The 13,599-nt window shown below is 61.4% G+C and carries 9 protein-coding genes and 1 tRNA gene; 2 read left to right on the top strand and 8 right to left on the bottom strand.

Annotated elements, in window-relative coordinates:
* The 7 genes from lon to ACMV18_RS14110 all read right to left on the bottom strand — a co-directional run.
* On the bottom strand, nucleotides 1-2,200 hold a 2,200-nt coding region (gene lon / locus ACMV18_RS14140; RefSeq protein WP_420818369.1), incomplete at its 3' end, for an endopeptidase La.
* A gap of 114 nt (nucleotides 2,201-2,314) precedes the next feature.
* Entirely contained in the window at nucleotides 2,315-3,592 is a 1,278-nt protein-coding gene (gene clpX / locus ACMV18_RS14135; protein WP_374258007.1) for an ATP-dependent Clp protease ATP-binding subunit ClpX, read from the bottom strand.
* A 137-nt stretch (nucleotides 3,593-3,729) separates the two neighbouring features.
* Complete coding sequence (gene clpP / locus ACMV18_RS14130; RefSeq protein ID WP_374258009.1) at nucleotides 3,730-4,338, bottom strand: ATP-dependent Clp endopeptidase proteolytic subunit ClpP; 609 nt, start codon at nucleotides 4,336-4,338, stop codon at nucleotides 3,730-3,732.
* A gap of 240 nt (nucleotides 4,339-4,578) precedes the next feature.
* Nucleotides 4,579-5,895 carry a trigger factor gene (gene tig, locus ACMV18_RS14125; RefSeq protein ID WP_374258011.1) on the bottom strand — a complete coding sequence of 439 codons (1,317 nt, stop codon included), beginning with the start codon at nucleotides 5,893-5,895 and terminating at the stop codon, nucleotides 4,579-4,581.
* A gap of 39 nt (nucleotides 5,896-5,934) precedes the next feature.
* A tRNA-Leu gene (locus tag ACMV18_RS14120) sits at nucleotides 5,935-6,021 on the bottom strand.
* A 100-nt stretch (nucleotides 6,022-6,121) separates the two neighbouring features.
* Nucleotides 6,122-9,262 carry an efflux RND transporter permease subunit gene (locus ACMV18_RS14115; RefSeq protein WP_420818368.1) on the bottom strand — a complete coding sequence of 1,047 codons (3,141 nt, stop codon included), beginning with the start codon at nucleotides 9,260-9,262 and terminating at the stop codon, nucleotides 6,122-6,124.
* 18 nt (nucleotides 9,263-9,280) lie between these two features.
* Nucleotides 9,281-10,444, bottom strand: a complete 1,164-nt coding sequence (locus tag ACMV18_RS14110; RefSeq protein ID WP_420818367.1) for an efflux RND transporter periplasmic adaptor subunit — start codon at nucleotides 10,442-10,444, stop codon at nucleotides 9,281-9,283.
* Between the two features lie 171 nt (nucleotides 10,445-10,615).
* Between ACMV18_RS14110 and ACMV18_RS14105 the strand changes: the two genes are divergently transcribed.
* Nucleotides 10,616-11,506, top strand: coding sequence for a phytoene/squalene synthase family protein (locus tag ACMV18_RS14105; RefSeq protein ID WP_420818366.1), 891 nt, complete (start codon nucleotides 10,616-10,618; stop codon nucleotides 11,504-11,506).
* On the opposite strand, the gene ACMV18_RS14100 is transcribed toward ACMV18_RS14105, so the two are convergent.
* Nucleotides 11,469-12,701: a TIGR03790 family protein gene (locus tag ACMV18_RS14100; protein ID WP_420818365.1), complete on the bottom strand. Its 1,233-nt coding sequence runs from the start codon at nucleotides 12,699-12,701 to the stop codon at nucleotides 11,469-11,471. The genes ACMV18_RS14105 and ACMV18_RS14100 overlap by 38 nt on opposite strands.
* Before the next feature lie 143 nt (nucleotides 12,702-12,844).
* On the opposite strand from ACMV18_RS14100, the gene ACMV18_RS14095 reads away from it, so the two are divergent.
* Nucleotides 12,845-13,591, top strand: coding sequence for an IclR family transcriptional regulator (locus tag ACMV18_RS14095; RefSeq protein WP_420818364.1), 747 nt, complete (start codon nucleotides 12,845-12,847; stop codon nucleotides 13,589-13,591).
* Nucleotides 13,592-13,599 lie beyond the last annotated feature (8 nt).

Below are 13,599 nucleotides of genomic sequence, written 5' to 3'. Positions count from 1 at the left end.
TGATGCCACCACGGTGCGCGGCCAGCAGCTTCTCTTTCAGGCCACCGATCGCCGTGACCTCGCCACGCAGGGTGATTTCACCCGTCATGGCCACGTCCGCACGCACCGGAATGCCTGTCAAAGCCGACACAAAGGCCGTCGTCATGGCCGCCCCCGCAGACGGACCGTCCTTCGGAGTGGCACCATCCGGCACGTGGATGTGAATGTCGCGCTTCTCGAACAGTTCGTCCTTGATGCCCAAACGGCGAGCGCGACTGCGCACCACCGAGCGAGCAGCTTCCACCGATTCCTTCATCACGTCGCCCAGTTGCCCGGTGCGGATGATGTTGCCCTTGCCGGGCATGATCGCAGCTTCGATGGTCAGCAAATCGCCGCCCACTTCGGTCCACGCCAAGCCCACGACCTGACCAACCTGGTTTTCCTTTGTGGCCTCGCCATAGCTGTACTTGCGCACGCCCAGGAAGTCGTTGAGGTTCTCGTCGGTCACCACGACCTTGTCGGTGTACTGCTTGAGTGCAAAGCCCTTGACCGTCTTGCGACAGATCTTGGACACCTCACGTTCCAGCGAACGCACGCCCGCTTCACGGGTGTAGTAACGGATGATGCCGCGGATGGCGCTTTCCGCCACTTCCAACTCACCGTCCTTCACGCCGTTGTTCTTGATCTGCTTGGGCAGCAGATAGGTCTGAACAATGTGCACCTTCTCGTCTTCGGTGTATCCGGCCAGACGGATCACTTCCATCCGGTCCAGCAGCGCAGGCGGAATGTTCAGCGAGTTCGATGTCGCCACGAACATCACGTCCGACAGGTCGAAGTCCACTTCGATGTAGTGATCGCCAAAGGTGTGGTTTTGTTCAGGATCGAGCACCTCCAGCAGCGCCGACGACGGGTCGCCACGGAAGTCCATGCCCAGCTTGTCGATTTCGTCAAGCAGGAACAACGGATTGCGTACGCCCACCTTGCTCAGGCTCTGCAGCACCTTGCCAGGCATGGAGCCGATGTAAGTGCGGCGGTGACCACGGATTTCGGCCTCGTCACGCACACCGCCCAGAGCCATGCGCACAAACTTGCGACCCGTGGCGCGAGCGATGGACTGGCCCAGCGAGGTCTTGCCGACGCCGGGTGGCCCCACCAGACACAGGATGGGCGCCTTCACCTTGTCCACGCGCTGTTGCACCGCGAGGTATTCCAGGATGCGTTCCTTGACCTTGTCGAGGCCGTAGTGCTCTTCGTTCAACACCGACTCGGCATGCGCCAGGTCGTGTTTCACCTTGGACTTCTTGCTCCATGGCAGGTTCACCAAGGTGTCGATGTAGTTGCGCACCACGGTGGCCTCGGCCGACATGGGCGACATCAGCTTGAGCTTTTTCAGCTCGGCTTCAGCCTTCTTGCGCGCTTCCTTGGGCATGCGTGCGGCTTCGACCTTCTTGGTCAGCTCTTCGAGGTCTGCGCCCTCTTCGCCTTCACCCAGCTCTTTCTGGATGGCCTTGACCTGCTCGTTCAGGTAGTACTCGCGCTGCGACTTCTCCATCTGGCGCTTCACGCGACCACGGATGCGCTTCTCGACCTGCAGGATGTCGACCTCGTGCTCCAGTTGCTCCAGCAACTTCTCCAAGCGCTGAGACACCGAGAACAGATCCAGCACCGACTGCTTGGCTTCCAGCTTCAGCGGCAGGTGCGCAGCAATGGTGTCAGCCAGACGACCCGGATCATCAATGCCCGAAATGGATGTCAGGATCTCCGGCGGAATCTTCTTGTTGAGCTTGACGTACTGGTCAAACTGCTGCGTGACCGCGCGGCGCAGGGCCTCAACCTCTGGCGTCACATCGCCTTCGGGCTGGATGGGCGACACCTCGGCCGTGAAATACTCGCCGCTGTCATCGATCGACAGTGTGTTGGCACGCTGGACGCCTTCCACCAGCACCTTGACGGTCCCGTCGGGCAACTTCAGCAATTGCAGGATGCTGGACACGCAACCAATGTCGAACATGTCCTCGGCTTTGGGCTCATCCTTGCCGGCGGCCTTTTGTGCCACCAGCATGATCTGGCGACCCGCTTCCATCGCAGCTTCCAGGGCCTTGATGGACTTGGGGCGCCCGACGAACAGCGGGATCACCATGTGCGGGAAGACCACCACATCGCGCAGCGGCAGCAGCGGCAGCTTGATGGGGTCAGATGGAAGAATCGGATGTCCAGACATATAGGGCTCACTTTCTCTGACGCCCACTTGGGGCCTCATCGACAAAACACAAGGGCACCGCGAAAACCAAAACACAGGTTTTCAGCGATGCCCCCTCGAGCGCTTCACGCGCGCTCAGGCACTGGCCTTGGCCTGTTCCCGATACACCAACAATGGCTTGGCGTTCTCTTCAATGGTGGACTCATCAATGACCACCTTCTGCACGCCCTCCTGCGCGGGCAGTTCGAACATCGTATCCAGCAATGACTGTTCCAGGATAGAGCGCAATCCACGAGCGCCCGTCTTACGTGCCAACGCTTTGCGAGCAATCGCATGCAAGGCCGCCGGACGGATCTCCAACTCCACGCCATCCATGTTCAACAGCTGCTGGTACTGCTTGACGAGCGCATTTTTAGGCTCAGTCAGAATCTGGATCAAAGCGTCTTCGGTCAGCTCACCCAGGGTGGCGACCACTGGCATCCGGCCAATCAATTCGGGGATGATGCCGAACTTGATCAGGTCTTCCGGCTCCACCTCGCGGAACACTTCCGACACCTTGCGTTCTTCCTTGCTCTGCACTTCAGCAGCAAAGCCGATACCCGACTTCACGGAGCGAGCCTGAATGATCTTTTCCAGGCCATCGAACGCACCACCACAGATGAACAGGATGTTGGTGGTGTCGATCTGCAGGAAATCTTGGTTCGGATGCTTGCGGCCACCTTGGGGGGGCACCGACGCCATCGTGCCTTCGATCAACTTCAGCAAGGCTTGCTGCACCCCTTCACCGGACACATCACGGGTAATGGACGGGTTGTCAGACTTGCGAGAAATCTTGTCGATTTCGTCGATGTACACGATGCCGCGCTGCGCCTTCTCCACCTCGTAGTTGCAGTTCTGCAGCAACTTCTGGATGATGTTTTCGACGTCTTCGCCCACATAGCCAGCTTCGGTCAGCGTGGTCGCATCGGCAATCACGAAGGGCACGTTCAGCAGGCGAGCCAGGGTCTGAGCCAGCAAGGTCTTACCCGAGCCCGTGGGGCCGATCAGCAAGATATTGCTCTTTGCCAACTCAACGTCGGGCTTCTTGCCATCGCCCTGCCCCATGTGCTTGAGGCGCTTGTAGTGGTTGTACACCGCCACCGACAGGGTGCGCTTGGCGATGTCCTGCCCGATCACATACTGGTCCAGGCTGGACTTGATCTCGGAAGGCGTCGGCAGATCGCTGCGTGCCGGGCGAGAGGCTTCTGCTTCAGCCGCCACCTCGTCACGGATGATGTCATTGCACAGGTCAATGCATTCATCGCAAATGAAGACGGACGGGCCGGCGATGAGCTTTTTCACCTCATGCTGACTCTTTCCACAGAAAGAGCAGTAAAGGATTTTTTCGCTAGAGGAGCCTTTTTTATCGGGCATAGAGCAGGCCTGTCAGAGAGTCGGCAAGGAAATCAAGGGCATCATAAGTCAAGAGCCCCCACGTCTAATCCACCAAATTGGTGCATCGCGGCACTACTTTTACCGGACACCATGTTGATGCAGTGAGGGCGAACAACTTACTGGCGCTTCTCGATCACCTTGTCGATGAGTCCGTAAGTGGCAGCTTCGGCTGCCGACATGTAGTAGTCGCGTTCGGTATCGTTCTGGATCTTGTCCAGCGGCTGGCCAGAACGCTCGGCCAGAATCTTGTTGAGTTGCTCACGCGTCTTGAGGATCTCACGCGCGTGAATCTCGATGTCCGTCGCTTGACCTTGCGCACCGCCCAAAGGCTGGTGAATCATGATTTTGCTGTTCGGCAGCGCAAAACGCTTGCCCTTGGTGCCAGCGGCCAGCAGGAACGCGCCCATCGAAGCCGCCATGCCCATGCACAGCGTTGACACATCGGGTTTGATGAACTGCATGGTGTCGAAAATCGACATGCCTGCGCTCACACTGCCACCGGGCGAATTGATGTACAGCGAGATGTCCTTGTCGGGGTTTTCGCTTTCGAGGAACAGCAACTGCGCCACCACCAGATTGGCGGTTTGATCGTTCACCGGTCCGACGAGGAAGATCACACGCTCACGCAGCAGGCGGCTGTAGATGTCGTAGGCGCGCTCGCCACGACCCGATTGCTCGATCACCATGGGGACCATTCCCAGGTTCTGAATATCCAGTGCGCTCATAAGCTTCCTTCGGTGCAGCCCTGCCTGAGGGGCAAGACCCGTTTATTGAGTTTCGGACGATTATGACGTGCGAAAAGGCCGACTCTAAGGCGGGAAAAGCCGCCCTGCGCCGGCCTACGTCATTCCGTTGTATGCATGCATACAAAAGATTCGCACAAAACAAAAGGCACCTGCCCTTGAAGGGGATGCAGGTGCCTTGTCAGGCGCAAGCTGTTGGCTGCGCCCTGGTGCGAGACCCGATTAGCCTTGTTGGCCCATCAGTTCTTCGAAGCTCAGCGGCTTGTCGGTGACTTTGGCCTTCGACAGGATGAAGTCAGCCACGTTGCCTTCGATGACAACGGCTTCCACTTCAGCCATGCGCTGACGGTCGCTCATGTACCAGGCAACGACTTGAGCGGGCTGCTCGTAGCTCTGTGCCAGCTCATTGATGTGAGCTTGCAGTTGCTCAGGCTTGGCAGCCAGGTCATTGGCCTTCACCAGTTCAGCCACGGTCAGGCCCAGGCGCACGCGACGCTCGGCTTGAGGCTTGAACATTTCGGCAGGAATCGGAGCCTTGTCAGCGTCAGGAATGCCACGAGCCTTCAGATCGGCGCGAGCACCTTCCAGCAGACGCTCGGTTTCAGCGTCAACCAGAGCCTTGGGCAGATCGAAATCGACCAGCTTCAACAGGGCTTCCATGGCGGCAGCCTTGTTGCGGGCAGCGATGCGGAACTTGACTTCGCGCTCGAGGTTACGCTTGATGTCGGCGCGCAGGGTGTCGATGGAGCCATCAGCCAGACCCAGGCTCTTGATGAACTCTTCGTTCAGCTCGGGCAGGTTTTGGGCTTCGACCTTCTTCACGGTCACCAGGAAGTCAGCTTCCTTACCGGCCACGTCCTTGCCGTGGTAGTCCTCAGGGAAGGCCAGAGGGAAAGTCTTGGACTCACCCGCCTTCATGCCGCGAACAGCCTTCTCGAACGCTTCGAGCATTTGGCCTTCGCCCACCAGGAACTGGAAGCCTTCAGCCTTGCCGCCGTCGAAAGGCACGCCGTCGATCTTGCCTTCGAAGTCGATGGTCACGCGGTCGCCGTCAGCAGCACCTTCGGTGGCTGGACGCTGAGCGAACGTGCGACGTTGCTTGCGCAGGATCTCAACGGTGCGGTCGATGGCAGCTTCGTTGACTTCAGCGGTCGCGCGCTCGACCTCAGCCGAAGCCAGATCGCCGATGGCCACTTCGGGATAGACCTCGAAGGTAGCGTCGAACTGCAGTTGACCTTCAGCAGCGTCACCTTCCTTCTCGGAAATGGTGGGCTGACCAGCCACGCGCAGACCGGCTTCGTGAGCAGCCTTGGCGAAGGCAACGCCCAGTTGGTCGTTCACGACTTCGTACTGCACCGAATAGCCGTAGCGCTGGGCCACAACATTCATCGGCACCTTGCCTGGGCGGAAGCCGTCGGCCTTGGTGGTGCGCTGCAGCTTCTTGAGGCGAGCGTCGACTTCGTTTTTGAGGGCGTCGGCTGCCAGCGACAGCGTGATGCGGCGCTCCAGCTTGTCGAGGGTCTCCACGGTGATAGCCATGTTTTGAACTCGCAGAATGAGTATTTAAGAAAAATCGTCTGGTGCGCGGGGGGGGACTCGAACCCCCACACCATTGCTGGCGTCAGGACCTAAACCTGGTGCGTCTACCAATTTCGCCACCCGCGCTTAGACTTTGAAAAGCTTGGCCACCAGAGTGGCGGCCAAACTGGCTGAATTGGTCTGAACCGCAGATTCTAACGCGGCTCAGACCCTGTTTGAGACACGCTCAAGTTGGGGTGGTTTCCGGACGCTTCACGCGGAACCAGGCCGCGTACATCGCCGGCAAAGCCAGCAGGGTCAAGACGGTGGCCACGATCAGCCCCCCCATGATGGCCACGGCCATCGGGCCCCAGAAGTTGCTGCGACTCAGCGGGATCATCGCCAGCACGGCGGCAGCCGCCGTCAACACGATGGGACGGAAGCGGCGCACGGCCGCACCCACCACGGCATCCCAGGCCGGCACGCCGACGGCGCGGTCCTTTTCGATCTGGTCGATCAGGATGACGGAGTTGCGCATGATCATGCCCATCAAAGCGATCACGCCCAGCAGCGCCACGAAGCCGAAGGGACGGTTGAGCGCCAGCAAGGCCATCGCCACGCCGACGATGCCCATCGGACCGGTCAGGAAGACCAGCACCGCGCGCGAGAAGCTCTGCAACTGCAGCATCAGCAGCGTGAAGATGATGAACAACATCACTGGCAAGTTGGCGAAGATGGCGCCCTGCCCCTTGCTGCTTTCCTCGGCGGTACCGGCCAGCACCACGCGGTAACCCGTGGGCATGCGCGACTGCAGCTCCTGCATCTTGGGCCACAGCACACTGCTGACAGTCGGGCCCTGCACGCCTTCGCGCACGTCCCCCTGCACGGTGATGGCGAAGTGGCGGCCGTCACGCCACAGCACACCGGGCTCCCACACAAGCTTGGGCTTGGCGACCTGCAGCACCGGCACCATGCGGCCAGTGGCCGTGGGCACATACGCGTTGTCCAGTGCTTCCAGGGTCAGACGCTCGGACTGCGGGGCCCGCAAGGTGATGTCAATGAGACGGTCGCCTTCGCGGTACTGCCCCACCGTCGCACCGGAAGTCAGGATGCGGCTGGCCTGAGCGATCGACTGCGTGGTCACGCCCAGGGCGCGTGCCTTGTCCTGATCCACCTGCAGACGGATGGCCTTGACCGACTCGTTCCAGTTGTCGTTGATGCCGGTCATGTCGGGGTGAGCACGCATGAGGGCTTTGGCTTCCTCGGCGAACTGGCGCAAGGTGGTGACGTCTTCACCCACGATTCGGAACTGCACCGGGTAAGCCACAGGAGGGCCATTGGGCAGGAGTTTGACGCGGGCGCGCAACTCCGGGAACTCGGCAGCCATCAGTTCGGGCAACTTGTGGCGCAACACTTCCCGCGTTTCCAGATCCTTGGGCACGATCACCATCTGGCTGACGTTGCTCTGGGGGAAGATCTGATCCATGGGCAGGTAGAAGCGCGGCAGGCCCGAGCCCACCCAGGTGCTGACCGCGTTGACACCCGGCTCCTTCCTCAAACGCTGCTCAACGCGATGGGCCATGTCTTCGGTGGCGTCGAAGCTGCTGCCTTCGGGCAACCACAGGTCCATCAGAATTTCCGGCCGGCTGGAATCAGGGAAGAACTGCTGCTGCACCTTGCCCATGCCCAGCACACCCAGCACCAACGCGCCGATGGTGAGCCCGATGGTGATCCAGCGGTGCTCGACACACCAGTTCACCGTCGCCTTGAAGCGGCTGTAGAACGGGGTGTCGTACAGGTCTTCGTTGCTGCCATGCGCGATCTTGGGCTTGGTCTTGAGCAACTGCTGCCCCAGATAAGGCACGAAGTACACCGACACGATCCACGAGATCACCAGGGCCGCCGCCGTGACGGCGAAGATGGCAAAGGTGTACTCACCGGTGGCCGAGTTGGCCATCCCGATGGGCAGGAAACCCGCGGCGGTGATCAGGGTGCCGGTCAGCATGGGCATGGCGGTCAGGTCATAGGCTGCCGTCGCCGCGTGCATCTTGTCGTAGCCCTCTTCGAGCTTGTGCACCATCATCTCGACGGCGATGATCGCGTCGTCCACCAGCAGACCCAAAGCGATGATGAGCGCGCCCAGCGAAATCTTGTGTAGGCCCACGCCCCAGTATTTCATGATGAGGAAGGTGACCGCCAGCACCAGCGGGATCGTGATGGCCACGACCAAGCCAGGCCAAACGTCCAGACGCCAGGGCTTGGTGTGCAATCCCAGACTCAGGAAGCTGACGGCCAGCACCACGAACACGGCCTCCAGCAGCACCTTGACGAACTCCCCCACGGAAGAGGAAACGGCTTGCGGCTGGTTCTGGATCTGGTCCAGCTCGATCCCCACAGGCAGCTCATGGCGCAGACGCTCGGTGGCTTCGGTCAAACTCTTGCCCAAGGCGATGATGTCGCCGCCCTTGGCCATGGACACCCCCAGGGCCACCACGTCCTTGCCCTGGTGGCGAACCTTGGTGGTCGGCGGGTCCTCATAGCCACGACGGATGGTGGCGATGTCACCCAGTTTGAGACTGCGGGCCTGGTGGGTGACGGGATTGACCACCCGGATAGGCAGGTCACGCAGTTGCTCCACCGACTGGATGGCGCCATTGACGCGCATCTGGATGTTGTTCCGATCACCCGCATACACACCGGCACCTTCGACGGCGTTCTGGGCGTTCAACTGGGTCAGCACCTGCCCCATGTCGATGCCCAACTGAGCCAAGCGGCGCTGCGGAATCTCGATGAAGAGCTTTTCGGGCTGCACGCCGAACAACTCAACCTTGGCGACATTGGGCACGCGCAGCATCTCCGAGCGGACGCGCTCGGCAAACTGGCGCAACTCCTCCTGCGAAAAACCATCGGCGGACAGGGCGTAGATGGAGCCGTATACGTCGCCAAACTCATCGTTGAAGAACGGACCGATCACGCCCTGTGGCAAGGTGTGGCGCATGTCACCCACCTTCTTGCGAACCTGATACCAGAGGTTGGGGATCTCTTTGGGCGGGGAGTAGTCCTTGACCATCATCAGCGTGAAGGACTCACCCGGCTTGGTATAGGACTGAATCTTGTCGGCGTAGGGCACCTCTTGCAGGGTGCGCTCGATCTTGTCGGTTACCTGCTCGGCGACCTCTTGGGCGGTGGCACCCGGCCAATAGGCTCGCACCACCATCACACGGAAGGCGAAAGGCGGGTCTTCGTCCTGACCGAGGTTGAAATAGGCTGCGGCGCCCAGCACCATCAGCACGATCATGAGGTAGCGTGTGAGAGCCGGATGCTCAAGCGCCCAACGTGACACGTTGAAACGCTGGTCCTTGGACCAGGATTGACGGGACATCGACATGCGTAGGCTCCCGCTCGATCAGGATGCGACGCCGGAAGTCGGCGTGCTGGCGGAAGCTGGCGATGAGGCGGGTCGGGCCCCGGCGCTGGATGCCTGATAGCGGCGAACCTTCTGGCCAGGCGTCAGCACATGCACGCCAGCAGTCACGATTTCCTGGCCAGGCTGGATGCCCTTGGAGATGAGGATGACGTTGCCTGTGATGTCACTGGTGGTGACTGGCACAGGCGTGACGGTCATCGCCTTGCCATCGAGCACCCACAACACAGACTTGCCCTCGCGTTCCGCCAGGGCATTCAACGGTACGCGCACACCGCCAGCCACCCGAACGGGAGCATTGAGCACCACGGTGGCAGTCTGCCCCAACTCAAAGCCAGCGCGACCCACATCTGCCTTGACCAGGTAGGTGCGGGTCAGCGGGTCAGCGGCCGCAGCAACTTCCCGCACGGTCACAGGCAACCAGTCCTGGCTACCCCAGCGTCGTGCCTTGAGTGCACCGGGCTTGCCGATCAGGCCACGCACGGTCGCCCCCATGTCTTCGGGCACGGAGAACACAGCGTCGCGGGGACCATCGTGCGCCAGTGTGAGCACCGGCATGCCCGCACCAACGACCATGCCAGGCTCCAAATCCACCCCGGTGATGACACCTGGTGCATCGGCGGTGAGCGCTGCGTAGCTGGCCTGATTGCCCTGCACCCCAGCCTGGGCCCTGGCCTGACGCAAGCTGGCCTGTGCTGCCTTGTTCATGGTGTCGTGGCGTTCGAGTTCAGCCGCGCTGATAAAGCCTTGGGCTTTGAGCTCGACAAAGCGCTTGAAATTGGCGACGGCCTGGGCGGCCTGGGCTTCGGCCGCAGCCAGCCCTGCACGCGCAGCTTCCTGCCCCAGCTGCAAATCTTGTGGATCAAGCTGAGCCAAAACCTGCCCTCGGGTCACGGATTGCCCCAATTCCACCAAGCGACGGTTGACCTTGCCGCCAACGCGGAAACCCAAGCGCGATTCGGTGCGTGCACGGATTTCGGCGGCAAACTCGCGCTCCAACACACCACCGGTCTCAGCCAGCACCAGGGTGCGAACCGCGCGCACTGGTGGCTCAGCCACCGGCTTCTTGCCGCACCCGGCCAACAAAGCCGCCATCACGGGCAGGAGAAGGTAGTAAGGAGCCTTGGACCAGCGCAGGTTGTTCATGTTGTTCCGCAATCAAAGAGGCAAGCCACCCTCTTCGCGGCCCGTACGGCAGCGGGGGTGGTGACGCAGGTGCAATCGTAACTGACCCGCGGGTCAGTAATGTAGAAAATAGCGCCTGCCCCTGTCAATCCAGCTATTGAGACAATGGCGGGTCGCCGCATACCTGATGTCATGAATTCATCCCCCCCTCCCGGGCCCATTGCCCCCCCTTCCCCAGCCGTGCCAAGACCAGGCAGCAGCCTGTACCACGCTCTTCGCAGTGCGCCGCCCGCGCTGCGCCCTGCCCTGCAACTGTGGCTGCAATGGTGGCATGAGGTCAGTCGCATCCCATTGGAAGTGAGCGATGCCGGCGTGGCAGAAAGCAAACTGCAGTGGTGGGCCAAGGAGGTCAGGGACAGCCTCCATGGACATGCTCAGCACCCTTTGATGCAAGCCCGCGCCGCCCTGCCTGCACTGACCGAACCCAGTTGTTGGCCGGAGGCAAGCCTGTGGACACAGCAACTCGAAGGTCTGATACAGCTCGTTCACCAAACCCGCTGGCTCGATGATGCCGCACTGCAACGTCACAACCGGCTGAGCACTGGCGCTGCGCTGGAGGGGGCTGCGTGCATCCTGGGCGCCAGCAGCCTGTCGGCGCGCTCGGCTGCCTGTCTGCTGGGGACGGGCTTGCGGCAGTCCTACCAAGTTGCCCGACTGGGCCTGGACGCACGACTGGGTTGGATCCATGTACCGATTGATGTACTGCAGACCCACGATGTGCGGGCGCACCAGTTGAGCAAACCCGATGCCGATCAGCCCCCGGCAGGCTGGCCGGGCTTGTTGCAACACCTGATCGGACAAGCCCGCGCCAGCATCGAGCAAGGACTGGACGCCATCCGCGCCTTGCCGGCCGAGGAGGCACAGGCACTGCTGCCCCTGCGTGTGCTGGCCCACATCCACCTCGCGCAACTCCAGGAAATTGCGGCCAAGGGCGATCGCATCTTGCACGAGCGGGTGTTGCTGACACCCCTGCGCAAGTGGTGGATCAGTCAGCGCGTGCAGTGGGGTTGGTTGCGCGACTGAAGGGCGCAGCCAGAGGCTCTCCCACGAACAAGCCCTGTTGTGGCCAGCGCACGCTTTTCCAGTAGGCCTCCAACGCGGTGGCGCCCTGCACATAGAACACCAACAGTGCTTGCGGATCCGGGAACTTCTGGAGATGCGCACAGGGCTCACTGGTGGTGCCGTAACTGGCCGTCGCTCCCGCATCGATCCAGGACAGGACCGTCATCTGTCCATGCGACCCATCGAGCACGCCACCGAACGAGGTCAGGTGGTCGGCCAGTGCCCCCGGCAGGAACCCAATCGTATCGAGGTGCTCCACCCGCTCTCGGCCTGTGAGATAGAGCAAGACCCGCTCAGCGTGCTGCAGGGCGTCGGTCTCGTCCAGATGCACCTCGATGCCCAACTGCCGCACCAATCCAGCCGGAGGGAACAGCACATGGCGCTGGCTGCGGATGCTGTCTGAGGTGCGGACGTAGTGCACCTGTGCCGGGAGTGCCCCCCGCAAGCCCAGCGTGTGATCCGACCGAACCCCTCGATCGATCAGTGCCTTGGCGGCGGTCACGTCGCTGGCGGCCAGCAACATGCTCAGGCGCATGCCGTGATCAGTGTGGGGGCGTGTGGAGATGCCGCCAAAGTAGGTGGATGGTCGACTCGTCCCGCAAGTGTTCTGACACAGCCGGTGGTCGTATCCCATGGTCAAGGCACCGGTGATGGCGTTGCAGTTGACGGCATACGGCTGACGCCAACTCAAGGCGAGCCCTTGCACCCGCTTGCCATAAAAGGCATCTACCTGCTTGGCCAAGCCATCGAACTCTCCGGGCGTCAGCACAGGCTTGACGGGTAGACGCACTCGGAGGATGCGAGATGCCGGTATCTGACGAGCTTTTGCGTAGTAAGCCCCAACCTGAACCGAATACGGATCATCCTCATTGATGACCAGGCCGAGGTCTTCGGCCGTGAGCCGACCATGGACACGAGGGGCGCGCACCCACCGCCGAGATGGCGGAGCATCGGCAACCGACGCAGCAACGGCAGGCGTCGCCGCGTCATTTGACTTGGGCGTGGACGACGCAGCCGCGGTCGCAGAGCCCGAAGAAGCGGTTGACGATGAGGCAGCCCTTCCTCCCGTCACGGCCCCGGGTCGGTCAGCTGCCGCCACCAGACCACCCACAGTCGCCAGAGTCAAACACAGTGCACGCAAAACAAGGAGGCTCATTCATCCAGATCCATCAAGCTCAGGTGTCATGAAATACCGAATCGAGGGATTCCGATAGCGCATTGACCCTTGATGCAGTTGATTATTTCCGGGTTCCGGAGGAATATCACCTATCAAAATCCCCTTCGTCGAAAGTCATGCCGATGAGTGATTCACCCACCCCGACCACGTCCGTGCAGGTGATGAGCCGCATGTTCGCCCTGCTTGACGTTCTGGCCACCGAGTCACAGGCAGTGTCGTTGAAGGTGGCCAGCGAGCGCACGGGTCTGCACCCATCCACGGCGCACCGCATCCTCAATGACTTGGCGGTGGGCGGCCTGGTGGAGCGTTCCGGACCGGGGCACTACCGCCTGGGGATGCGTCTGCTGGCCTTGGGCAACTTGGTGAAATCTCGCCTGGATGTGCGTGAGCAGGCTGCAAGACCGATGCAGGATCTGCATCGCCTGTCTGGGCATGCCGTGTCCTTGTTCGTGCGACAGGAAGACGAAGCCGTGTGCTTGGAGCGCACGGTGGCCGAGCGACATGGCATCCATTTGACCTGCACGGATGGCTTGCGTGCCCCCCTGACCCGCTGTGCTGCCGGCAAGGTGCTGCTGCTTGATGAACCCAGCCTGGTCCTGCAGGCCCTGTGCCAGTTGCAGGCCGACAATCTGGAGGGATTGCAACGTGAACTGGACACCCTGCGCACCCAGGGCATCGTGTTGCATCACGAAGCGATGGGGGTGGGCCAGCACATGGCGGCGACGCCGATCCGCAATGACCTGGGGCAGATCATCGCCAGCTTGGTCCTGTCATGGCAAGGCGGAGACCTGCGCAGTGACTGGGTTGAGGCCCTGAAAGCAACGGCGTCGCGCATCTCGACCGCCATGGGCTGGCGAGCGCCAGAATGACACACGGC

Source organism: Aquabacterium sp. (genome assembly GCF_048860245.1).
Taxonomy (GTDB): domain Bacteria; phylum Pseudomonadota; class Gammaproteobacteria; order Burkholderiales; family Burkholderiaceae_C; genus Aquabacterium.
This window is presented reverse-complemented; position numbering and strand designations above follow the sequence as displayed.